This window comes from Sphingomonas sp. AC411, from assembly GCF_979253035.1.
The window spans coordinates 3,912,294-3,932,934 of record NZ_CEEDAQ010000001.1 but is presented as its reverse complement, the minus strand read 5'-3'; the positions used below and the strand labels follow the sequence as shown (position 1 = coordinate 3,932,934).

General features: G+C 64.0%; 15 protein-coding genes and 6 pseudogenes. 1 reads left to right on the top strand and 20 read right to left on the bottom strand.

The features are described 5' to 3' along the window. Window positions 1–144 precede the first annotated feature (144 nt). The 7 genes and pseudogenes from rutA to dnaE form a co-directional block, all read right to left on the bottom strand. Window positions 145–1,218 (bottom strand): pyrimidine utilization protein A, encoded by a 1,074-nt coding sequence (gene rutA, locus AC0IX7_RS20260; protein ID WP_471813657.1) that lies wholly within the window; start codon window positions 1,216–1,218, stop codon window positions 145–147. A 9-nt stretch (window positions 1,219–1,227) separates the two neighbouring features. Next, the gene (locus AC0IX7_RS20255; protein WP_471813656.1) at window positions 1,228–1,476 is read right to left on the bottom strand and encodes an alpha/beta fold hydrolase; all 249 of its coding nucleotides are present in this window, start codon (window positions 1,474–1,476) and stop codon (window positions 1,228–1,230) included. Next, window positions 1,473–2,015, bottom strand: coding sequence for a pyrimidine utilization protein D (gene rutD, locus AC0IX7_RS20250; protein ID WP_471813654.1), 543 nt, complete (start codon window positions 2,013–2,015; stop codon window positions 1,473–1,475). The genes AC0IX7_RS20255 and rutD overlap by 4 nt, the downstream gene beginning before the upstream one ends. Further along, window positions 2,015–2,398, bottom strand: a complete 384-nt coding sequence (locus AC0IX7_RS20245; protein ID WP_471813652.1) for a Rid family hydrolase — start codon at window positions 2,396–2,398, stop codon at window positions 2,015–2,017. The genes rutD and AC0IX7_RS20245 overlap by 1 nt, the downstream gene beginning before the upstream one ends. A 112-nt stretch (window positions 2,399–2,510) precedes the next feature. After that, window positions 2,511–3,237, bottom strand: a pseudogene (gene rutB / locus AC0IX7_RS20240) (pyrimidine utilization protein B). A gap of 343 nt (window positions 3,238–3,580) precedes the next feature. Beyond that, window positions 3,581–5,172: pseudogene (locus tag AC0IX7_RS20235) on the bottom strand (long-chain fatty acid--CoA ligase). 18 nt (window positions 5,173–5,190) lie between these two features. Continuing rightward, window positions 5,191–8,707 (bottom strand): annotated as a pseudogene (dnaE, locus tag AC0IX7_RS20230) (DNA polymerase III subunit alpha). Window positions 8,708–8,857: 150 nt separating this feature from the next. Between dnaE and AC0IX7_RS20225 the strand changes: the two are divergent. Then, window positions 8,858–9,445: an HdeD family acid-resistance protein gene (locus tag AC0IX7_RS20225; RefSeq protein WP_471813650.1), complete on the top strand. Its 588-nt coding sequence runs from the start codon at window positions 8,858–8,860 to the stop codon at window positions 9,443–9,445. Window positions 9,446–9,661: 216 nt separating this feature from the next. Here the strand turns inward: AC0IX7_RS20225 and AC0IX7_RS20220 are convergent, their stop codons facing one another. From AC0IX7_RS20220 to AC0IX7_RS20160, 13 genes and pseudogenes are all read right to left on the bottom strand, one after another. Then, window positions 9,662–9,880 (bottom strand): hypothetical protein, encoded by a 219-nt coding sequence (locus AC0IX7_RS20220; RefSeq protein ID WP_471814006.1) that lies wholly within the window; start codon window positions 9,878–9,880, stop codon window positions 9,662–9,664. Beyond that, window positions 9,869–10,140 (bottom strand): annotated as a pseudogene (locus tag AC0IX7_RS20215) (glutathione peroxidase); the annotation flags it as partial. The pseudogene AC0IX7_RS20215 and the gene AC0IX7_RS20220, both read right to left, overlap by 12 nt. A gap of 27 nt (window positions 10,141–10,167) precedes the next feature. Continuing rightward, on the bottom strand, window positions 10,168–10,296 hold the full coding sequence (locus AC0IX7_RS20210) for a hypothetical protein (protein WP_471814004.1): 129 nt from the start codon (window positions 10,294–10,296) through the stop codon (window positions 10,168–10,170). A gap of 139 nt (window positions 10,297–10,435) precedes the next feature. After that, window positions 10,436–10,621 (bottom strand): annotated as a pseudogene (locus AC0IX7_RS20205) (GNAT family N-acetyltransferase); the annotation flags it as partial. Beyond that, window positions 10,621–10,758 (bottom strand): hypothetical protein, encoded by a 138-nt coding sequence (locus tag AC0IX7_RS20200; RefSeq protein ID WP_471813648.1) that lies wholly within the window; start codon window positions 10,756–10,758, stop codon window positions 10,621–10,623. The gene AC0IX7_RS20200 and the pseudogene AC0IX7_RS20205, both read right to left, overlap by 1 nt. Continuing rightward, the gene (locus tag AC0IX7_RS20195; RefSeq protein WP_248522956.1) at window positions 10,755–11,468 is read right to left on the bottom strand and encodes an ABC transporter ATP-binding protein; all 714 of its coding nucleotides are present in this window, start codon (window positions 11,466–11,468) and stop codon (window positions 10,755–10,757) included. Before AC0IX7_RS20195 ends, AC0IX7_RS20200 begins: the two co-directional genes overlap by 4 nt. After that, window positions 11,461–12,714, bottom strand: a complete 1,254-nt coding sequence (locus AC0IX7_RS20190) for a lipoprotein-releasing ABC transporter permease subunit (RefSeq protein ID WP_471813647.1) — start codon at window positions 12,712–12,714, stop codon at window positions 11,461–11,463. The genes AC0IX7_RS20195 and AC0IX7_RS20190 overlap by 8 nt, the downstream gene beginning before the upstream one ends. 797 nt (window positions 12,715–13,511) lie before the next feature. Beyond that, on the bottom strand, window positions 13,512–13,781 hold the full coding sequence (locus AC0IX7_RS20185) for a helix-turn-helix transcriptional regulator (RefSeq protein ID WP_471813645.1): 270 nt from the start codon (window positions 13,779–13,781) through the stop codon (window positions 13,512–13,514). 143 nt (window positions 13,782–13,924) lie between these two features. Further along, window positions 13,925–14,557: a MerR family transcriptional regulator gene (locus AC0IX7_RS20180; protein WP_471813644.1), complete on the bottom strand. Its 633-nt coding sequence runs from the start codon at window positions 14,555–14,557 to the stop codon at window positions 13,925–13,927. A 1,224-nt stretch (window positions 14,558–15,781) separates the two neighbouring features. Beyond that, entirely contained in the window at window positions 15,782–16,213 is a 432-nt protein-coding gene (locus AC0IX7_RS20175) for a hypothetical protein (protein ID WP_471813642.1), read from the bottom strand. Window positions 16,214–16,229: 16 nt separating this feature from the next. After that, the gene (locus AC0IX7_RS20170; protein WP_471813641.1) at window positions 16,230–17,549 is read right to left on the bottom strand and encodes a hypothetical protein; all 1,320 of its coding nucleotides are present in this window, start codon (window positions 17,547–17,549) and stop codon (window positions 16,230–16,232) included. Next, window positions 17,546–18,064: a hypothetical protein gene (locus AC0IX7_RS20165; protein WP_471813639.1), complete on the bottom strand. Its 519-nt coding sequence runs from the start codon at window positions 18,062–18,064 to the stop codon at window positions 17,546–17,548. Before AC0IX7_RS20165 ends, AC0IX7_RS20170 begins: the two co-directional genes overlap by 4 nt. Next, window positions 18,034–20,201 (bottom strand): annotated as a pseudogene (locus tag AC0IX7_RS20160) (hemagglutinin repeat-containing protein). The gene AC0IX7_RS20165 and the pseudogene AC0IX7_RS20160 overlap by 31 nt, the downstream one beginning before the upstream one ends. Window positions 20,202–20,641: the final 440 nt, after the last annotated feature.

Below are 20,641 nucleotides of genomic sequence, written 5' to 3'. Positions count from 1 at the left end.
CCTCTGTTTCCCAACTGGGCCCCGGCCTTCGCCGGGGTGGTGGCTGAGTTATGATCGCTTGACCGTACTCTCGCCTTCCCCGCTCTCCGTGGAGAGGGAGGGGCAAAAGAAGGTTAGGGAGGGTTAGGCCAACGCGCGGTTCCTTCAGCTTGTGCCTACGCCTTCCCGACTCTTCATAAGTGGTTGTATTCGTTGACCGAATGCCTCCACGCCCTCGAGAAAATCGTCGAAGGTCAGCAACACGCCGCCGGTGTTGGGGACCGCGGCCATCTCGTCGAGCATGCGCGCGACGCTTTCGTACGAGCCGACCAACGTGCCCATGTTGATGTTTACTGCGCCTTCGGGAGCAGCCAACTGGCGGACGTTGGTGTCCTTGTTGTGCGTGTCCTTGGCGCCCTGATCCATCAGCCACGCTATCGCATCGACGTCTACGCCGGCGTTGTAGTGCTGCCACTTCGCCATCGCCTCTTCGTCGGTTTCGGCGGCGATGATCATGATCAGGACGAAGATCTGCACGTCGCGGCCGGTCTTCGCGGTCGCCGCGGCGAGCCTATCGTTGTTGAAGGCGAAGGCGGTCAGGGTGTTGACGCCCTTGCCCAGGCAGAACGCGTAGTCCGCCCATTTCGCGGAAAAGGCGAGGCCGTCGTCGGACGATCCCGCGCAGATGATCTTCATGTCGCCGGTCGGCCTGGGCCAGACGCGGCAATCGGTCATCTCGTAATAGTCGCCCTTGAAATCGGACGTCCCCTCCTCCCACAGCTCGCGGAGGATGTGGGCGTATTCGTCGAGCATCTTGTAGCGGTTGCGGAAATGCTCGTCGCCGGGCCACATGCCCATCTGCGTGTATTCGGGCGGCTGCCAGCCGGTGATCAGGTTGAGGCCGAACCGCCCGTGGCTGATCGGATCGATCGTGTTGCACATCCGCGCGGCATAGGCGGGCGGGATCAGCAGCGTGGCGCAGGTTGCGTAGATCTTGATCTTTTCGGTGACGGCGGCGAGCCCGGCCATCAGCGTGAAGCTCTCCAGCCCGTAATCCCAGAACTCGGTCTTGCCGCCGAAGCCACGCAGCTTGATCATCGACAGCAGGAAGTCGAGGCCGTGCTTCTCCGCCGCCTGCGCGATCGCCTTGTTGAGGTCGAAGCTCGGTTTGTACTGCGGCGCGTTTTCGCTGATCAGCCAGCCATTGTTGTTGATGGGAACGAAGACGCCGACCTGCATATGCCGCTCCTATTCGCCGTCGAGCCAGTCGAGCAGCCACAAGTTGAAATGCTCCGCACGCGTCACGTTGCAGGCGTGCGCGCCCGCCGCCATCCGGGCAAACTGCGCGCCGGGGATGCCCGCGGCAAGCTTTTCGGACGCGGACGGCGGCACGAGCATGTCGTCGTCGGACGCGACCAGAAGCGTCGGCACGCGGATCTCGTCGAGCCGGCCGGCGATGTTGAACCTGCGGGCGGCCGCGACTCGCCGCTGGATCATTTCCGCGCCGGGAAATGCGCGAGCATGTCCTCCTCCTCGTCCTGGAGCCGGTCGTGGTGGTCGGAAATCCATTGTGGCGGGTAGAGGAACAGCGGTTGCGCATGGAGATACGCGCGGGGGCCACTGTCGCTCAGCAGCGCGAGGCGCGTGTCGAAACAGCGCGCGGTGTGCGGGTCGAGCTTGGCCCAGCCGTTGATGACGACGAGGCGGTCGAGGCGTTCGGGCGCTGCCAAGGCGAGCGCGAGACCGATATGGCCACCGAGCGCGTGGCCTATGAAGGTGCACCGGTCGAGGCCGATCGCGTCCATGAGCGCGACTACGTCGGCGGCCATCGCCTCGACGGTGAGGTCGCCGGGAACGTGGCGCTCCGAGCGGCCGGTGCCGCGGTGGTCGTAGGTGATGACGCGATGGCCGGCGCCAAGCGCGGCGAGGTTGGGCTGCCAGTAGCTGCCCGAACCGCCGAGGCCGCTCGACAAGAGGATCGCGGGACCGTCGGGCTGGCCGTGCTCTTCCCAGTGGATGCCGCCCGCCATTGCCATCAGGCGAGGTGGGCGATGCTGGCGATTTCGACGAGGCACTCGGGCTTCACGAGGTCGGTCTTGATGCAGTAGCGCGCGGGTTTGGGGCCGGGGAAATACTCGGCGTACACGCTGTTGAAGGCGGCGTAGTCGGCGAGGTCTTTCAGGAAGATGTGGTTGAAGGCGACGTCTTCCAGCGTCGCGCCGGCAGCTTCGAGCGTGGTCTTGATGGTGTCTAGAACGGCCCGCGTTTGGGCGGCGGCGTCGCCGGGGTGGAGGACAATGCCACCTTCGCCGAGCGCCAGCACGCCCGAGACGTAGACCGTGTTGCCGGCTTTCGCGGCGGCGGAATAGGGCGCGATCGGGATGGGGAACTGGGGTGGGTTGATGGCTTCGAACGGCATCGTCATCCTTTCAGGTCATCACCGTTCCCCGCGGAGGCGGGGTCCAGGGTCGCAGGCGTCATCGTTCGTGATCCTGGGCCCCCGCGTTCGCGAGGGAACGAGAATGCGCCGGTCACTTCGGCAACTGCCCGAAGCTGCCGCAGAAATCGCCGACCGTGCTGACCCAGCCGAAGAACTTCTCGACATTGTAGACGGTCGCCGCCTGCATCTCGGGCGGCCCGAGATGGTGTGTCGCGTCCTCCAGCATCACGCCGAAATATTCGAGGTGGAAGCCGTCGCGCAGCGTGCCTCGACGCAGACGTTGGTGGCGATGCCGACGAAGACGATGTTGCGGATGCCGCGACTTCGCAGGATGCTGTCGAGCTGCGAATTGAAGAACGCGCTGTAGCGGGTTTTGTGGACGCGGATGTCGCCGGGTTGGGGGCGAGCGCGTCGACGATCTCGTAGTCCCAGCCGCCGCGGGCGAGGAACTGGCCGTGGAGTTCGGGGCGGGCGCGCATGGTCTTGAGCGCGTTGGACTTGTGCCAGTTGGGCGAGCCGGGGCCGCCAGCCTCGACATAGTCGGGGTCCCAGCCGTTCTGGAGGAACACGACCGGCATTTTCGCTGCGCGGGCGGTGTCTAAGACCTTGGCGATCTGGGCGATGGTGGCGGCCGAGCCTGCGACGTCGAAGCCGGCCGTGTCGACGTAGCCGCCGGGGGAGGCGTAGGCGTTCTGCATGTCGATCACGACGACCGCGGTTTCGGCGGGGTCGAGGCGGAGCGCTTCCGGCCGGGCGGGCAGCGTGACGGCGTTGGCCTCGTTCGCGCCGGTTCGGATGATCGGAGGGGCCGCTGTCATGCGCACAAGCTGCCGGATCTTGGGAATTGTGCAAGTGCGAAATGAATTGGATGTGCGGGGTGGCGCACCCGCACCTCCTGCTAGGCGAGACATCTTGTTTCCCCGCGAAGGCGGGGATCCAGACTGGGCTCCCGCCTTCGCGGGAGAACAAGGGGCGTGGGCCGTTGGGCTTTTCACTCGTCGATGGGAAATGCGCTCCGTCGTTGCGTGGCGCGCTTTCTCCCTCCCTGGAAGGGAGGGGTTGGGGGTGGGTCGGGTTCCATGTTCGGACGTTCGGGCTCAGGCGGGCTGACCACCTCGGCCCCTCCCTTCCAGGGAGGGGAGACGTAAGAAAAAGGGGACGTCAGGCGGCGGCTAGTTCGAAATCCTTGAAGCGTTCTCGTAGGGCGGTTTTGAGGAGCTTCCCCGTCGCCGTATGCGGCAGGTCTTCCACGAAAACGATCGCGTCGGGGAGCCACCATTTGGCGACGTGCTTCGCTAGGTGCTCGCGGATCTCGGCTTCACCGACCTTGCTGCCGGGTTTTCGGACCACCACCAGCAGCGGGCGCTCGTCCCATTTGGGATGATGCACGCCGATCGCCGCTGCCTCCGCAACCCCCGGACAGCCCACCGCGGCGTTCTCCAGGTCGACCGAGCTGATCCATTCGCCGCCGGACTTGATGACGTCCTTCGAGCGATCGGTGATCTGCATCGTGCCGTCGGCGTGGAGCATCGCGACGTCGCCGGTGTCGAACCAGCCTTCCGCGTCGACCGCGTCCTCGTCGGCGCCGAAATAGCGTTGGACGACCCAGGGGCCCTCACCTGCAACCGGCCGGCGATCGAGCCGTCGCGGGGGAGGACCACGCCTTCGTCGTCGATGATGCGGAGTTCGATGCCGAACGGGACGCTGCCCTGTTTGGTAACGAGATCGAGCCTCTCGTCGTGCGTCATGTCGTCCCAGTGTGGCGGGGCGAAGCCGGCGGTGCCGATCGGCGAGGTCTCGGTCATGCCCCAGAGGTGCTTGACGCTGGCCCCCATCGCCATGATCCGGTCGATCATCGCGCGCGGCGCCGCCGAGCCGCCGATCGTGACGAGCTTCAGGTGGCGCGGGGCATCGCCGGATGCCTCCATGTGGCCGAACATCGCCAGCCATACGGTCGGCACGCCGGCGGAATGCGTGACCTTCTCGTCGTTCATCAGGCGGCACAGCACGGCGGGATCGTTGACCGCGGAATAGACGACCTTCGCCCCCGAGAGCGCGCACGCGAACGGCAGGCCCCAGGCGGCGGCGTGGAACATCGGCACGACCGGGAGCACCACGGCGTTCGGAGACAGATCGAACACCCACGGCGCGACCTCGGCCATGGCGTGGATCATCGTCGAGCGGTGCGTGTAGAGCACGCCCTTCGGATTGCCGGTGGTGCCGCTGGTGTAGCAGAGCATGCAGGGCTCGCGTTCGGGGCCTTCGACCCACTCATAGCCGCCGTCCTCGGCGTCGAGGAGCGCCTGGAAGCCGTCGGGGCCGAGATCGTCGAAGCAGATGAAGTGGCGGACACTGGTCCATTGGCCGCGGAGGCGATCGACGAGCGGCTGGAACGCCTTGTCGTAGAGCATCACGCGGTCTTCGGCGTGGTTGGCGATGTAGACGAGCTGTTCGTCGAACAGGCGCGGGTTGATCGTGTGGATCACGCCGCCCATGCCGATCGTGCCGTACCAGGCGACGAGGTGATGCGCGTGGTTCATCGCCAGCGTCGCGACCCGGTCGCCGGAAGCTACGCCGAGCTTTTCGAGTGCTTGCGCGAGTTTGCGGGCGTCGCGGGAGATGCCGGCCCAGTTGGTGCGGGTCTCGCGGCCGTCGGCCCAGTAGCTGACGAGTTCCCTTGCGCCGTGTTCGCGTGCCGCGTGATCTATCAGGCGGGGAACACGAAGCTCGAAATCCTGCATTCCACCCAACATTCGCGCTCTCCCAAGCTGTTATCCGACCAGAGCGAGCCTCGTTTCCGAGGTCTTCATCTCCACCTTGGCGACACCGTGCAACGACTCGATGTGCTCGACAAGCTCTCCGTCGAGCAGGAAGTCGCGGCCGAGCAGGATGCAGACCTCGCCATCGGGGAGTTGCGCGCGGACGCGGACCTCGCCGCGGGCGCCGCGGTGCTCGGCGAGCAGTGAGGCCAGGCCGGCGAACGCACTCATGTCCGAGATCGTCACGACGACCTGGAAGCGCGCGAGGTTGGCGAGGCCTTCGAACGGCTGGATGCGCTTGATGCTGACACGCGGCGTGTCCTCGCCGGGCTTGCGGTCGAGCTCGACGGTGATCAGGCCGCAGCCGCCGGCCTTTGCCGCCTCTTCGAGATCGCGCGAAACCTGCTCGTCGAAGCAAGTTGCCATGAACTGGCCGCTGGCGTCCGAGCATTGCGCCATCATGAAGCGCTTGCCGCGCGCGGAGGTGCGGTAGCGCGCGTCCTCGACCAGCACCGCCATCGTCGCGCCGGCGCGGCTGCCGTCGTCGGGGATGTTGAGCTCCGACAGCGCGGTGTAGGCGCGGGCGCCGTGGCTGTTGGCGATGTGGCGGTGGCGGTCGACCGGGTGCGCGGAGAAGTAGAAGCCGAACGCTTCCTTTTCCTGGTCCATGCGCTGGCTGAGCGTCCAGCGGACCGAGGGGGAGCTTGATCGCGTCGCCTGCGGGTTCCGCGTCGCCGAACAGGCCGCCCTGCCCGCTGGTCTTCTGTTCGTGCGTGCGGGCGGCGATCGCAAGGATGGTTTCGGCGGTGGCGTGGATGCCGGCGCGGTTGGGCTCGAACAGAATCGAAGGCGCCGGCGGCGGCGAGCGTTTCGAGCTGGCGCTTGTTGAGGAGGCGCGGGTCGACCCGCTTGGCGAGGTCGTCGAGGCCGGCGAACGGGCCGTTCTGGACGCGCTCGACGATGAGCTTCTCCATTGCGCCTTCGCCGACGCTTTTCAGGGCGCCTAGGGCATAACGGACGGCAAGGTTGTTTCCCCGCGAAGGCGGGGACCCAGTCTGGGCACCCGCCTTCGCGGGTGAACATTCTGCTGGTTGGACGTCAGCATCCGCCAAGACCTCGACATCGAACTCGGCTTGGCTCGCGTTGATGCACGGCGGCAGCGCAGTGATCCCGAGGCGGCGCATGTCGTCGGTGAAGATCGCCAGCTTGTCGGTCTGGTGCAGGTCGTAGCACATCGAGGCGGCGAAGAATTCGTGCGGGTGGTGCGCTTTCAGCCACGCGGTCTGGTAGGCGAGCAGCGCGTAGGCGGCGGCGTGGCTCTTGTTGAACCCGTAGCCGGCGAACTTGTCGATCAAGTCGAACAGCGCGTTCGCCTCGGCCTTCTTGATGCCGTTGACGGTCAGGCAGCCCTCGACGAAGCCCGCGCGCTGCGCGTCCATCTCGGCCTTCACTTTCTTGCCCATCGCGCGGCGCAGCAGATCGGCGCCGCCGAGCGAGAAGCCGGCGAGGACCTGCGCGGCCTGCATGACCTGCTCCTGGTACACGAAGATCCCGTAGGTTTCGGATAGGATCGGTTCGAGCAGCGGGTGTGGATAGTCGATCGCCTCGGTGCCGTTCTTGCGGCGGCCGAACGACGGGATGTTGTCCATCGGGCCCGGTCGATAGAGCGACACGAGCGCGATGATGTCGCCGAAATTGGACGGGCGGACCGCGGACAGCGTGCGGCGCATGCCCTCCGACTCGAGCTGGAACACGCCGACCGTGTCGCCCTTTGCAGGAGCGCATAGACGCCCACATCATCCCATTCGAGCGCGTCGAGGTCGACGACGATGCCGCGCTTGGCGAGCAGTTGCACCGCCTTCTGGAGCACCGACAGCGTCTTGAGCCCGAGGAAATCGAACTTCACGAGGCCCGCGCCCTCGACATATTTCATGTCGAACTGCGTGACGGGCATGTCGGAGCGCGGATCGCGGTAGAGCGGCACGAGCTGGGCCAAGGGCCGGTCGCCGATCACCACGCCGGCAGCGTGCGTCGACGAGTGGCGCGGCAGGCCTTCCAGCTTCATCGCCAGATCGAGCAGCTTCCGCACGCCATTGTCGTTGGCGTACTCCTTCGCGAGCTCGCCGACGCCGTTGAGCGCGCGCTCCAGCGTCCAGGGGTCGGTCGGGTGGTTGGGGACGAGTTTCGCGAGACGATCAATCTGGCCGTAGCTCATCTGCAGCACGCGGCCGGTGTCCTTCAGCACCGCGCGCGCCTTCAGCTTCCCGAAGGTGATGATCTGCGCGACCTGATCGCGGCCGTATTTCTCCTGGACGTAGCGGATCACCTCGCCGCGGCGGGTTTCGCAGAAATCGATGTCGAAATCGGGCATCGACACGCGTTCCGGGTTCAGGAAGCGCTCGAACAGCAGGCCAAGCTTGATCGGATCGAGATCGGTGATCGTCAGCGACCAGGCGACCACCGAGCCTGCGCCCGAACCACGGCCTGGGCCGACCGGGATGTCGTGGTCCTTCGCCCATTTGATGAAGTCGGCGACGATCAGGAAGTATCCGGGGAAGCCCATCTGGACGATCACGTCGACTTCGAACGCGAGCCGCTTGCGGTACACGTCGCGCCAGCCGTCCTCGCCTTCACCGTGAAGTTCGGCGATGCGGGCGAGACGCGCTTCGAGGCCGGCTTCGGCGTCGTCGCGGAGGAGCTTGGCCTCGCCCTCGATGTCGCCGGCGAGGCTGGGGAGGATCGGCTTGCGGTACGGCGCCATCACGGCGCAGCGCTGTGCTACAACGAGCGTGTTGGCGATCGCTTCGGGCAGATCGGCGAACATCTCGTGCATCATCGGCGCGGGCTTCATCCACGCTTCGGGGCAGCTGCGGATGCGGTCCTCGGTCTCGACATAGGTCGAGTGCGCGATGCAGAGCATGGCGTCGTGCGCGTCGCCGAATGCGCTTTCGGTGAAGCAGCACGGGTTGGTCGCGACGAGCGGCAGGTTGCGCTCGTAGGCGATGTCGATGAGGTCGTTCTCGGCGGCCATTTCGGTGGCGTCGTTGCGGCGCGAGAGCTCGATGTAGAGGCGGTCGCCGAACAGGCCCTGGAGGCGATCGAGATAGGCACGGGCGCGGTCTGGCTGGCCTTCCGCGAACAGGCGGGCGAGACCGCCCTCGCCTCCTGCGGTGAGGGCGATCAGACCTTCGGTGTGGCGTTCGAGCGCGGCGAAATCGACATGCGCGGGCATCTCGATCGGGCGGTCGAGATGAGCCATCGAGACGAGCGCGCACAGGTTGTCGTAGCCCGTCATGTTCTGCGCGTAGAGCGCGATCCAGTCGAACTGCGTCGCGACGCTGTCGGGCATGTCTGGGCGACCCACGCCGAGCATCACGCCGATGATCGGCTGGACGCCGTCCTTCTTGGCCGCGTCCGAATAGGCCATCGCCGCGTAGAGCCCGTTGCGATCGGTGAGCGCGGCGGCGGGAAAGCCCAGCGCGCGCGCCTGCTTGGCAATCGCCTTCGGATCGATGGCGCCGTCGAGCATGGTGTAGCAGGAGAAAACGCGGAGGGGACGTAACCGGAATGCATCGACAGGAGGTAGGCGCTGCGGCGTGATCTCGACCAGCGCCGTTGAGTCCGATCGGAACCCCGGACACGACGAGCCGTTGCGGCGGGGACTTCTGGGAGCTTTATCATGACCGATCCACGCGGGCGCTTTGCCGAGACTGAAACCACGGCGGCGGGGACGCCGCGGGCAGGCGCTGGCTGGGGGTGGATCCTGGCTTACGGCGTGCTGTCGGTGGTGCTCGGGATCATGGCGTTCGCGTCGCCGTTTTCCGCGACTTACGCGGCGACGCTGGTGATCGGGGCGTTTCTCATTGCGGCCGGGATCGTGTCGATCGTGTCGGGGTTTGCCAGCAAGGGGCATGAGGGGCGCGGCTATGCGATCGGGTTCGGGCTGGTATCGCTGGTGATCGGGCTGATCATGGCGTTCGAGCCCGCGACCGGGGCGATTTCGCTGACGTTGCTGATTGCGGTTTGGCTTGGTGTTCGTGGCGCGTTGGAGATCGGGCTTGGGGCGCGGTTTCGTCGGGGAAAGGGGTTGATGATCGCGCTGGGGGTGGTGAACATCGTGCTGGCGGTGATCGTGTTGGCGACGTTGCCTTGGTCGGCGTTGACGTTGCCGGGGTATGTGTTGGGGATCAGCTTCCTGTTTGGTGGGGTGACTTCGGTTGCTTCGGCGCTGGCGCATAAGAAGGGCGCGCCGGCGTTTTCGGTGTGACCTGCTAGTGTGTTCTCCCGCGAAGGCGGGAGTCCAGTCTGGGCCCCGCCTTCGCGGGGGAACAAGCTCTTTTGGTGCCCGTAGCGCGCCCCCATAGACGCTACCCCGGCGAAGGCCGGGGCCCAGTTGGGGGACGTTGCTAACTGAGGTATGCGCTTCGTCACGACCACCTTTCCAGCTGGGCCCCGGCCTTCGCCGGGGTGGTTGCATAGGGTGCTAGAGCAGCTTTTCGATATCCTTGCGGATGTCGTCCGGCTTGGTCGTTGGGGCATAGCGATCGAGGACGGTGCCATCGCGCCCGATCAGGAACTTGGTGAAGTTCCACTTGATCGCCTTCGACCCCAGCACGCCGGGAGCGTCCGACTTCAGGCGCTCGAACAGCGGGTCCGCCGCTGCCCCGTTGACGTCGACCTTCGCGAAGACCGGGAACGTCACGTCGTAGGTCAGCGTGCAGAAGTTCGCGATCTCCGCTGCGTCACCCGGCTCCTGTGCGCCGAACTGGTTGCAGGAAACGCGAGCACCTCGAAACCCCGATCGGCATAGTCGCGGTGGAGCGCCTCCAGCCCCTCATACTGCGGGGTGAAGCCGCATTTCGACGCGGTGTTGACGATCAGCAGCACCTTGCCGCGATAGGGTTCGAGCGACGCCGCGCTGCCGTCGGCGGTCTTCACGGTGAAGTCGGTGATCGCGGTCATAGGCGGGGCTTCCAGTCAGGCGGGCAGTCAGGCGGCGTGTCGGGCCAGCAGATACGCCAGGTTCTGGCGCACGCCCGGCCATTCGTGGCGGAGGATGCTGTAGACGACGGTGTCGCGCAAGCGGCCGTCGGCCATCACCTGATGCCCGCGCAACACGCCGTCGCGCTTTGCGCCGAGGCGTTCGATAGCGCGCTGGGAGTTCTTGTTGAGCGAATCGGTGCGGATCTGGACGCATTCGCAGCCCTAGCGCGTCGAACGCGTGGGTTAGCAGCATCAGCTTGGCTTCGGTGTTGACGCCGGTGCGTTGCACGGACTTGGCATAGAAGGTGCCGCCGATCTCGAGCCGCTTGTGCGCCGCGTTCATCCGCATGAAGCGCGTTGTGCCGACGACGGTGCCGCCAGCCACCACCGCGAACAGCCGCGCCCGCCCGAAATCCTGCTCCCGTAACGCCGCAGCGAGCCAGCGGTCGGGTGCCTTCATCATCGACACGTTCGCGTAGAACGTGTCCCAAGGTTGTCCGCCGACGCCGCCGCGACCAGCGCGTCCATGTCGTCGGCGACCAGCGGGCGGAGCGTGACGTGACGCCCGGTGAGCGTCGGCGTCTCGCCCCAGGTCACGCCAGCCGTCCCTCGTGCAGGCGCAACACGCGGTCCATCCGCGCCGCGAGCCGCTCGTTATGCGTCGCGACGACCGCCGCGGTGCCTTGTTCGCGGACCAGGCGGATGAACTCGGCGAAGACGATGTCGGCGGTATGCTCGTCAAGGTTGCCGGTCGGCTCGTCGGCCAGCACCAGTGCGGGCTTGTTGGCGAGTGCTCGGGCGACGGCGACGCGCTGTTGCTCGCCGCCAGAGAGCTGGCTCGGGCGATGCGTCAGGCGGTGGCCGAGGCCGAGTTGGGTCAGCAACTCCGCCGCCCGCCGGTCCGCCTCGGCGCGCGTGGCGCCGTGGACGAGTTGCGGGAGGACGACGTTCTCGGTCGCGTTGAAGTCCGGCAGGAGGTGATGGAACTGGTAAACGAAGCCGAGGCTGTCGCGACGCACCACGGTGCGCTCATGCGCGTTGAGCTTGGCCGCCTCGGTGCCGGCGATCCTGATCGATCCCTGAAAGCCGCCCTCGAGCAGCCCGACGGCTTGCAACAGCGTCGACTTGCCCGAGCCCGACGGCCCCAGCAGCGCGACGATCTCGCCCGGTGCGATCGCGAGGTCGACACCGCGGAGCACGTCGATCGTCGCGCCGCCTTGCGTGAAGCTCTTGGTCAGTCCGCTGGTCTGGAGGACGTAATCGTCGAACTTCTCGATCTGGCGATCGATTTTGAGGCCTTCATTCATAACGCAGCACCTGCACGGGGTCGGTACTCGCCGCTTTCCAGGCCGGATAGAGCGTCGCGAGGAAGCTGAAGATCAGCGCCATCAAAGCGATCACGATGATCTCGACGGGGTCGGTCTTCGACGGGAGTTCGGTCAGATAGCGGATCGACGGATCCCACAGATTCTGGCCGGTGACGAGCTGGACGAAGTTCACCACGCCCTGTCGGTAGAACAGGAAGATAAAGCCGAGCACGAGCCCCGCGACCGTGCCGAGCGCGCCAATCGTGGTGCCGACGACGATGAAGATCCGCATCATCGAGCCGCGCGTCGCGCCCATCGTGCGCAGGATCGCGATGTCGCGCGTCTTGGCGCGGACCAGCATGATCAGCGACGACAGGATGTTGAACACCGCGACCAGGATGATGATCGACAGCACGGTGAACATCGCCACCCGCTCGACCGCGAGCGCTTCGAACAGCTGTGCGTTCATCGTCCGCCAGTCGGCGATCACCGCACGCCCGCCGATCTTGTCGCCGAGCGGTTTCAGGATTTCGCCGACCTTGTCCGGGTCGACCGTATTGATCTCGACCATGCCCGCCGCATCGCCCATCAGGAGGAGCGTCTGCGCGTCCTCGATCGGCATGAAGATATAGGCCTTGTCGTAATCATAGACGCCGATCTCGAATATCGCGGCCACGGTATAGCTGACGATCCGCGGGACGGTGCCGAACGGCGTCGTCTGTCCTTGCGGGCTGAACAGCGAAATGTCCGAGCCGACCTGCGCGCCGAGCGATTCGGCGAGTCGCGAGCCGATCGCGATGCGTCCGCTGCCCGGCGTGATCGACTGGAGCGAGCCCATCAGCACCTTGCTGCGGATCGTCGAATTGCCACGAATGTCGCCGATGCGCATGCCGCGCACCAGCACCGCCTCGGCACGACCGTTATAGGTGGCGGCGAGCGGTTGTTCGATCAGCGGCAGCGCGCTCGTGACGCCTGGCGTCGCCCGCGCCTGGTTCACGATCTCGCGCCAGTCCGGCAGCCCGCGTCCGCCGATCGGCTGGATGACGGCATGGCCGTTGAGCCCCACGATCTTGTCGAACAGCTCGGCCCGGAAGCCGTTCATGACGCTCATGACGATGACGAGCGCGGCGACGCCGAGCATCACCGCGACCAGGCTGATCGAGGCGACAAGGAAGATGAACGCCTCGCCCTTTCCCGGCAGCAGATAGCGACGGGCTATCATCCGTTCGTAGCGGGACAGGATCATGGGCGGCCGGGTTCGATCGTTAGGGAGACTATGCCCCCGGCTCTAGGACGCGTCCCCCGCGAGGCAACACGTGCGAGACGGCGGGCGGGGTTGCGCCCGCGCGTGGAGGGAGCGGGGATCGCGGCGTCATGGGCATGATCTCGGCCGATAGCTAGATTGGTATGTTGCGTAATCGCCACAGGGCTTATCCAATCGTGCCGGCGCACGCGCAAATACCGTGACAAAGCCCGCTCACATAACTAGCAAAAACCTCGCTGAGACACAGGCAACGGCCGTGGTTCGGGGACTGCTTTTACGCCGCACCAAAGGTGCTGAGCGAAAGCACAAAAATGGGGGCTGACGAGCGATCGTCACGCAGGCGCCCGGATCGGCAACGGTCCGGGCGTTTGCTTGTCCGGCAGGGTTTCTGGCCCGGCCTATACTTTACGACATCTCTGGCTTTGGCGTTCGATGACAATATCGGGCTGTCATCCTGATGAAAGTCGGGACCCGGAGCCAAATAGAATTGTGCGCGTTACTTTCGCGCCTGACTTTCGCCAGAACGACGCGCGTGGCCATGAGAGCGAGTGCGCATCACCCAGAGCAGCGAGGGCTTCCCCGCGACCCGCTCATATTGCCGGCCAGGCGCGATCCACAGTCGAGCGCGGGGCGCCCGGTGGGGATTTATCTAACGATGTCAGCAAGTAATTGGCGGAGAGGGTGTCCGCCGGTTTCATTAGCAGATACATCTGAAATAATACGGTTTTTAAATATGCTTGTAGCACCGATACCCCCAACGATACCCCCTGAGCTTGTCCTCATGACCGCGCCCCGGCAGGAGCGCGATCGGCAAGCCAAGCCTCCACCTCGGCAGCAACCCACCCTACACAATTGGTGCTTAGGCGCTTCGCAGCGGGAAACTCGAGTGACTGCATTTTGCGGTAAATGGTAGCACGACTCAGCCCCGTGCGCTGTTTAACGGCGGGCAGCCGAAGTATGACCGTTGCAGGCAGCGGAACGCCCAATCCGGCGAATGATGTTGAAGGCTGCAGATCGGTATGAAAACTGCTAGAAGCATTGTTAGCCATTGGGTTTCCTCTCGGGTTTCCGTGGTGAGGGCTGGCAGGCGTGTTTCGACCACCCTGTCAGCCCGGTTCACTGATCAGTTAAGCTGAACCAAGCTCGGTTCACGATTTCCTTGATATCAAGGCATATATAACTAGCACGCCCCTCAACATCGTCCCCAGAAGGATCGTCCTCTAATATGAACTCGATCGATCCTTTCGAGTTCGCGCTTACAAACCATTTCGGGACATCGTGAAAAAATGTCGCGACTCATAAGATCTGCGTAAGCGGTCAGCAATCGAGCAGCATCAATACTGAACCATTCCATCATCTTCACATGGCGTGGACCTGGAGTGCCGATCGGGTAAACTTCATTTTCAACGTCATTGTCATCGCGCGTTAGCGCCAGATCGATGCTCATGATGTCCGGAACATTTTCGCCCCGCACAGCGAAATCATTTCCCATAAGCAAGTTCTTACAACACATGAAGTCAATCGGGGTAAAATCAGGGTGAAGACGTCCCAACTCTACAGCACGCCACAATCGTGATGAGAGATTACGCAACCCCGTCGTGTTCATGCCGTAACGACTTAGTTCGGCGAGAATCGCAGCGATGTGGACAGCCTCATACCCAAAGCGGCGATGGTTGCCGCGCCCAAGCTTCTGGTCGCCTAATGCGAAAATGAGTCCTTCTTTTAGCCAGTAGGCGATCGTTTCGCCATTCACGCCAATCGCAACGCTAAGTTGCTGACGGGTCATTTGAAGGGCTTGGTGATTGTCGGGCAGCGCCATACGCATCCTACTGGAGAATAATTTCCTACAAAGAAAGGTTTTTTCTTTTTATTTTTTCAACGTCGACGTCGGTTGGATCCACGAATATCCAGCTCGTATAGTGTGTCAGGGCCCTTGCTTCCGATCCTTTGCAGGGACGCAGCCGATTGGGTAGGCACAGCCAGTGAGGTCCCCAATGGTCTAGGCTGGGCGCAAGCGGAATGGCGGTATGGGGAAGGAAAGCGGACATTGCCTGCGACTAGCATCGATGTAGATTGACCGAATGCGTTTCTCCCATACCCTGCTCGCAGCGTCGGCTATTGCGCCTTAATGCGCCGGCTTGGCGTGCAGTTGTGAATACCTAGAAGATATGGCGGCGGACCAACGCCGTGCCCATATCAGCAAACTTTCGGTCGTCGGACTAGGACGCCTGACCGGTATCATTTATCCAAACGCGTGCACGATAGCCGCGGTGCGCCGGGGTGAAGGCGGCGCTGGGCAGACCTGTTCCGGTAGTGCACAAACTAAGAGTACGGAAGGTTCTATGGGAGCGATCTGCGCGGGGGATCGACGTTGTGCAATATTAGAAGGTGGAATGGTCATCATGCAAGCCTTTGAGCAGTCCCGCTTGCCAGCCGCGGCCACCTCTCAGCGACAATCTTTGGCTGCTCTATCGTTCGGAAAAAGGGTAATACAGTTATGCCGGACGGTGCGGGTTCTTGCTTTCTACTTACGTCTTCCGCCTCGGCCCGCGGGCAGCGAGGGCGAACCACCAGTAGCAGGCGGTTCCGGCGGTTACTCTATTCACGATCCGAATGTCTGGGCTTAGGCGTTCTTGAAGTAGCGGATGCGCACCGCAACGACACAGAACAACGCTACCGCAACAGCATCAGCGGCGCGTTTCGAACGAATCGAATCCATCCTCCCCGTAGAGCAACACGATCGCCAGCGCCTTCAGCGTAAGTTGCAGACAAGTCGCTTGCTCCGGGCGTGTGACCCCATGCCACTGTTGAGCGAAGTCTAGCCCGCAAGGCCTTCCCCGGCCCTTAACGGTCAATCAAAGCCGCCCTTTCATGCAACCCTCGGACGATTATCACCGATCGAGGCGATAGAAACACTTAAGGTCGTTGCCAGCCGATAGGATTGCGTGGTTTCGCTACAGTCCGGTAATGTCATCAATCGACCAGACTTAGATTTGTCTTGATGGGATGCATTCGTCGTATGGCGCCGGAGATGCCAACAAAACGCGACTCAACCGCGTTCGACCTTTATCAAATCATCGTAGCGGCCAAACTCGGGCCAAGTCGCGTAGTTCTTGGCCACGTCGCAAGATGAAGCTGAGCTTTCGGTCTTTAAGGGATTGAAGGTCTGTTTCTGGATGCTAACGGCGCCACTCTCGTCAAATATATACGTTGTCCCGCTTGCCACCTTGTCCGTATTACCGACATAATCTCGGTAGGTTGCCATTCCGAGGAACAGGGTTCCTTCCCTCACCTCCTTGAACGCGTAATACAGTGTTTCCCTAGAAAGCTCATCGAGAAATCCCACCCCGACAAAACCCCTGTTCACTTCGATAAAGCAAAATGGATGATCGACGGGTCCAACTACTACCCCGTATAATGTCTTGTTGTCATGCGCTGAATTTGCATCTTTCTCGGACCAGACCTCCGTCGGCTGCTTCATCGCACGGAACCAAGACTTACAATATGTTACGGGTTTTTTCATGGGTACACGTGTCCAGAAATATCACGGATCGATACACCTGCCTTTCGCGCCGCGTCAAGCACACCTTGGGGAATGGGCTTAGACTGAATTGGAACCTCCAATATATACTGACCTTGCAAGGTAACACCCCTAGAGTCTTGCTCGATGGAACTGAAGCAACCGTTGCCCCGACCGGATATTTTGCTTCTATTTCATTAATATATGCAACAGCAGTCTTTTCTTGAACCTCGGATAGCTGAGTATACTTACGAGAGACAATTTCACCAAGATTTGGATTATAGGAGTCAAGCCGGTAATAACCTTTACCGTCCGGCCTGTTCAGATATACCTCATTGTATGGATAGTTCGGCGCTTGAACCCTGTTGAAATCGTTACCTGCATCGAGATCCTGAAGCCACTTAGGCTTGGTGCTCACGTTTCCTACTGCTTCCGCGGCCGCCGCCGTTCCACTGTCCACAGCGCCCGTAGCCGTCGTGACGAGCTTCGCGCTAGAAGGCGACAGTGCGTCGATGGCGGTGCGATTGATCGCGGCAGCTTCTGCGGCCCCGAGACCACGGCCCGCGATCCCGAGCCCATCGCTCGAGACGCCGACCGCTATGCTCATGCCTAGGTTCGCACCCGCGGCCCCGCAAGTCCGGTTGTCACCCAACCCGAGGAGACATGCGTCGACGAAGGGGGCGGCAGAGCCGGCGAGCGTCGCCGGGATATCCCGAACCGTTCGAACCGCTGTGTCGAGATACTCGGTCTGAAGCGCCGACTTGCGCGCTTCGTAGGCAGCTTCCGCTTTGGTTAGTGAACGGAATGGAATGCCCGTTGCGGGATCGATGTTCGGCGCCGGAGAGAATGCGGCGGCGAAGTCGGCAGTTGCGCTGACGGCGCCGCCCAGTATGCCTGTGACGGTATCACCTCGCAGCGCCATGCGTCGGTTGGCATCCGCGATAGACCTCTGCCCATCGACGGATTGCGCGTAGGGCGTAAGCTGTCCGTTCTCGTCGACTGCCGAGCCAATCAGCGCCGCGTCGCTGAGGAATGCGCCAATCGGCGCCAACGCCGTGCCGATGCTATCGGCTGCCCCGCCAGCGGCGTTGCCGTATGTGGAACGAGCACTGTAGATAACCAAAGCGGCGTCGAGCAGTTGATCCTCGCTCATTGTGGATCCGACAAGCTTCACGCCCAGGCGCGTAAGGAAGTTCGGATCCCGACTGCTCTCCGAAGCGACGTCTGCTCGGATATATGCCTTCGTCTCGTCCGGCAGTCGGTCGAACGCGACCGCGACGTTGCGCTGCCGCGTCAAGTCGTCAAGACCGATCGCGCCTGTCCGAAGGCCTGCCTCGATCGACGCGCGCAGGTCCGCATTTCCACGAGCCACGATATCCAGCGACTCCGCCCGGTATGCGATCGCCGCGTCATTGATGGTGCCGCCCTCCGGGGCGGCCAGGAAGCCAAGTAGTTCGGCTTCGTTACCCCGAACAGCGCCAGCGCCTCGTTCCAGTGTTTGCGGTCGGCCTGTCGGAATGCAGACACGGATTGGAGGAAGTCCGCAGTGGTCGCTCCAGGCTTCACGACCGTGTCGATGATCCGCACGCCGTTGCTGACGAGGTCGCGGTTGTTCTCCGTTTCGATCGTCGCCGCCAAGGTGGCGGCGGGCGTATTGAGCCCGGCTCCGTTCGCAATCGCGGTGACCAGCGTCCCGACCAGGGCCGCGCGCGCCTGCTGGTTGCGGAGATCGATCGGGTCGATCCTGCCGTCACCGTCGCGATCGCTGAGCGGCGGTTCGGCTACCGCGTCGAGCAGGTTGTTGAGCACCACGCTAGCCGAGGCGCCCAGTGCCGCCGCACCACAACTGCCCGATCCACCCGCCGAACTGCCGACGCAGCCGACGACGGCCTGCAAAGCGGCACGCGCCGTTTCCTCTGTGCGCCGCTGCCGGCCAGGTTGTCGGCGACGCGTTTCACTTCGCTCGTCGCCAACCCCTGCAGCACGTTGATCGCGCTCGCCTGCGCGAATGCGCCGATTGATCCTGTAACATTGCTGCCCGCCGCACCATTGAGAGCCGTTGCTACCAGTCGGACGGCACTACCGGCTCCGTAAGTGTCGCGCAGAGCGTCCGCACGCTTGGTGAACTGCGTCGCGTCCGCCGGATCGGTAGCCCGTTTGGCCTGCTCGCGCAGGCTCTCCTCCTCCCGCGCTCGATTGGCGAAGAAGGTGCCGGTCTGGTTTGCCAACTGAGTGGCCGCGGCGAAGCCAAGAGAAATCTCCTCGCGCTTGTTCGCGTCGTATTGCTGGGTCAGTGCACCGGCATTTGCGCCTGTCGTGTCACGCCCGATCGTCGCTGACACGGCGCGGCTGGCGGTGTCGCCGGAAGTGATATCGATCGTGCCCGGCGCTATCGCCGCATAGGTGGTGCCAGACTGCTTGCCCGATGCCCCCAACGCGACCGGTGGTGTCGCGCTTATCGTGCCGATGCCCGTGCGAATGCCCGGCAAGGCGCTTCCCGGCGTGCCGGGCGCCTTCGCCTCGCCGTTCGCGTTCTTGCCGACGCCGCCGATGCCGCCCCCGATGGTGAGCGAGCTCGCTTTGTATTGTTCGCGGTTGGCCAGATCGCTGGCGGTCAGCGTGCCCGTCGTGAGCCGATTCTGTGCCGCTGCCGCGTCGCTCGCGATCACGCCGCCGACAAGGTTGGTGTTCCCGGCCACGGTGATGCCGTAGCCACCTTGCCCCGCATAGATGCCCGACTGTTCGCGCACGCTGGCGAAGTCGCCGGTCTGGCGGCCAGAGGTCAGGTTGCCCGCGACGGTGCCGGGACTGACCGACAGTCCCAGACTACGCTGGCGCTCGGCGTAGGTTGCGCGGTCCTGCTCGCTGACGATCGCGAGCGAACCCACGTTCACGTCGACGCGGTTGCCTATCACCTGCGCGCCGCGCAGCGTGAGCGCGTCGGGTGTCGCGATCGAGACCGCGTTGCCGGCACTGAGGACGCTCTCGACGTGGCGCACGTCGGTGCCGCTCGCGCTCCCTTGCCTGCATTGAACGACGCATTCGGGGTGACGCCACCGGACAAGCCGAGCTGGACGCCGATCGAGAAACCGGAGGACTTGTTCTGTTGCTCAAGCGTGTCGGTCTCGGAGCCTGACGTGAGCGTGATCGCACCCGGCGCGGTCAGCGACAGGTTGCGCGCCGCGGTGACCTCACTGCCCTGCACCGCGATCGTCGAGGCTGCGCCGGCACCGCGTGCCGCGATCGCCACGTCGTTGCCGGCGATCCGGCTGGCGACATTGGTCTCGTCGCGCGTGTTCGAGGTCGCCTTGCTGCTCGACACGCCGAAGCTGACGCCGACCGCCGCGAGATTGGTGACGCCGCCCTTGAGCGCATCGGCGGCGTTGTAGGCGGCCAACCCGCCAGCAAGTCCGGCCACTGCGCTGGTCCGGGCGTTCGTATTGGCGTTGCCAAGGATGCGCCCGGAATCGCGCACGCCCTGCAACCCGCTGAGCACGGGGCTCTGCGCGCCGACGCTGATGCCGATGCTCGACGATTTGTTGAGCGTGTCGGTGGTCGTCACGTCGGTCGCATTGCGGATCGCGACGCTCTCGCCGCTCAGCCGGGTAAGACCGGTGCCGGTCACTTGGCTGCCGGTCACGGTCAGCGCGCGACCGGCATCGAGCGTCACGTCGCCCGCGGTCGATCCGATCAGCGAGCCGGTGTTGGTGATGCTGGTGGTGTCGACGTCGTTGCGGTTCTTTGCGACGCCGAGGAACAGCCCGCCGCCGCCGATCGACAGTCCGCTCTTCTTGACGCGCGTCGATTGCGTCTCGGTGTCGGTCGCGGTCAGCGTGCCGATGTCGATCGCGCCGCCCGCGGCGATCGATACGCCGTTGTCTGCCACCACGTTGGACCCGGCGATCCGCGTGTCGCCGGTGCTGCGTAGCGCGACCGTGTCGCCCGACAGCGTCGAGGCGACGACGCTCTGATCGGTGCCGGTATAGGCCGTGGTGGTCTTGGTCGAGGACAGGAAGCCGCGGAGGTCTTCTGCGTGTCGCGCTGCAGCTGCGTGCTGTCGACCACGCCGGTCACGCCGATGCTCCCCGCGTCGACGGCGAGCGCACGGCCTGCAGTGACCGTACCGCCGTTCACCACGAGCGCGCCTGGCGTCGCCAAGGTGACATTGCCGCCCGCGCGCAGATCCGACAGGACATTGCTGCGTTCGGTCTGGGTTTGCGTGAAAAGCGTCTTGCCTTCGCGGCCGACCGCAAACGATGTGCCGCTGTCGGTCGCGCTACCGATCGCAATGGTCTGACCCGCCGAGGCGACCAGATTGCCGCCCGCCGCCGCGCTCGCGCCGGTGACCGACAGCGTCCGCCCCGCGAGCAGATCAAGGTTCCCGGTCGC